The organism is uncultured Veillonella sp. (assembly GCF_938010505.1).
GTDB lineage: Bacteria > Bacillota > Negativicutes > Veillonellales > Veillonellaceae > Veillonella.
Genome location: NZ_CALLVP010000110.1, coordinates 1 through 2,417 on the forward strand (window position 1 = coordinate 1; position 2,417 = coordinate 2,417).

The following is a 2,417-nucleotide window of genomic DNA, read 5'->3' on the forward strand; positions in this document are numbered from 1 at the left end:
AGGGGGATTTGAGGAAGTATTATACCAATATCTAAATTGTTAGGGAACTATAACAAGCTTTTAATAGTATTTTATTGAATGCTAATTATACCAATATCTAAATTGTTAGGGAACTATAACTATCAAGGCAAATTAAAGAAAACTAAGGTTATTATACCAATATCTAAATTGTTAGGGAACTATAACTTTCTGATTATATTTTATCGAATGATTTTGATTATACCAATATCTAAATTGTTAGGGAACTATAACACACATTAACCACCGACATTATTGCTATATATTATACCAATATCTAAATTGTTAGGGAACTATAACTCGAGCCTGCTGACATCTCTGGCGTGGCTTATTATACCAATATCTAAATTGTTAGGGAACTATAACCGTTTGCGGTAACGAAAAATGCAACGCTTTATTATACCAATATCTAAATTGTTAGGGAACTATAACCGCGAGGTTGATACAGCGCGACTAAATAAGATTATACCAATATCTAAATTGTTAGGGAACTATAACCGCAACTATGAACTCTGATATTCAGTCTGAATTATACCAATATCTAAATTGTTAGGGAACTATAACGATGACACCCCACATACTCGTAAAAATGTTATTATACCAATATCTAAATTGTTAGGGAACTATAACTGCTGTAGACATTTAAATCTTCTCCTAATTATTATACCAATATCTAAATTGTTAGGGAACTATAACAACAGCATGAAAATGTATAGCACCATCTTTATTATACCAATATCTAAATTGTTAGGGAACTATAACTAATCAAGATGATATGTTTAAGGCTTTGCGATTATACCAATATCTAAATTGTTAGGGAACTATAACGACAGAATTCTCTGTAAGTTTAACAAGCATCTGAGAATAATTCTTCTGTATGGCTCGTTTTGCATTGTTCTAGGTATTGTTTAAGAGATAGATAGCCGAGTGGTCTCATGGCTCGGTTATTGGTTTTATCTTTAGATAGTCTTTTAAAAAGATGAGTAATAGAGTTCATCATGGTAGACATAGAGATGACAGACGATACGAGATATCTCGTTGCCACACGCCTTAAAGCCAAGCCAAATTAACTCGATACCTACAACCACGTCTGGCAAATGGATTCTGATTACTTTGATTAGCATCCTGAAGCTATATTAAATCCAAAGATAGCAGATAGCGATGAGGAATAGATAGTTATTGCTAAATAAATTACGATCGTCATCCAACAAGGGCTACCCCTACCTATATCTGTATTTGATTCAGCAATCAACAGGCTTAGAACAAATATAGAACATTTTAATGATTCGCTCAGGAGGCTCAAACGCAAAAGTTTGGATTTTTGTAGATGTAAGTAGTTACAATAAATATATACATAGTAAAATCTAATAAAATGAGTTTGAGAAAAACTAGCATAAAGATGGCAAAATACAAACAAATACGTACACAAAGACAGAATCTCATACATACATAAAAGGCGGGGTAAACATAAAATAACTAAAAAGTTGTGAGGCAATAAATCTTTGGAATCAACCAAACAGTAACAAAAGGGACGCAATCTCATTCATGTTTTACACATAGACTTAACGTCGCACAATGCCCGTTTTACGTCTTATAATTTATACTAAAGAGACGATTAATCCTCTCCTCATCCGTATACCGACAAAAAGGCCTTTTGACTTATTAATCCTATTACGGAATTAAAAACAGGGAGTTACATTCCTGAGCTCCTTACTGTTCCAGACTTTTTTATGCTTCACGTTTATGAAACATTTACTTTAACAAACGAAAATACCACCAACTAGGTCCAATTCTGTCCGAAAGAGTCTATGCTCGAACATAGCTCTAATACATAGCTGTAGTAATTTGCACATACCATAGACTTAAGTTATCCACAGAAAAAATCTCAGCGCTGTGAGAACAAATTTGCATTTTTTCAAAAATATTGTCCCCTACTACTTTTCCCACCTCACCTGCTTTATTTGACTTTTTGCATTTTCAATATTTTAATATAGTTTTTCACCTAGCCTATTTAGCTGTTTAATAGAACAAAAGTAGAACATGGCCCACCAGTGCAGGGGCAGCCTACTATCTAAGGCCTCTTCCTCATTTATAAAAAGCTCGCCTACTCACCCGCACATCAATGTACTCTGCAGCTACTCCTCTGCTAGTCAAATAGCGGATGGCACGCACCGCATCTTCGACTTGGCCAGCCGCTGGGCGGTCAACTGTCATTTTAATCGAATACCCCACCCCGTCGAGGCTGACTAGCACCTGGCGAGTAGTACTAGCTGGCATAATCATCTTATTAACAGTAAGATTGTTTTCTTTGAAATATCCCACAACCTTACCGATAAACTGCAGGAAACGGCCGCTAATTACTGAATTGCCAACGCTTGCACGAATTCCAGTTTGATCCT

The 2,417-nt window shown here is 35.2% G+C and carries 1 protein-coding gene and 1 CRISPR repeat array; the gene reads right to left on the minus strand.

The features are described from left to right. The first annotated feature begins 18 nt into the window (after window positions 1–18). A CRISPR array of direct repeats spans window positions 19–846; the repeat unit is 36 nt; unit sequence ATTATACCAATATCTAAATTGTTAGGGAACTATAAC. Window positions 847–2,103: 1,257 nt separating this feature from the next. Next, window positions 2,104–2,417: hypothetical protein (locus Q0507_RS06700; RefSeq protein ID WP_298714193.1), on the minus strand; the 314-nt coding region annotated here is incomplete at its 5' end.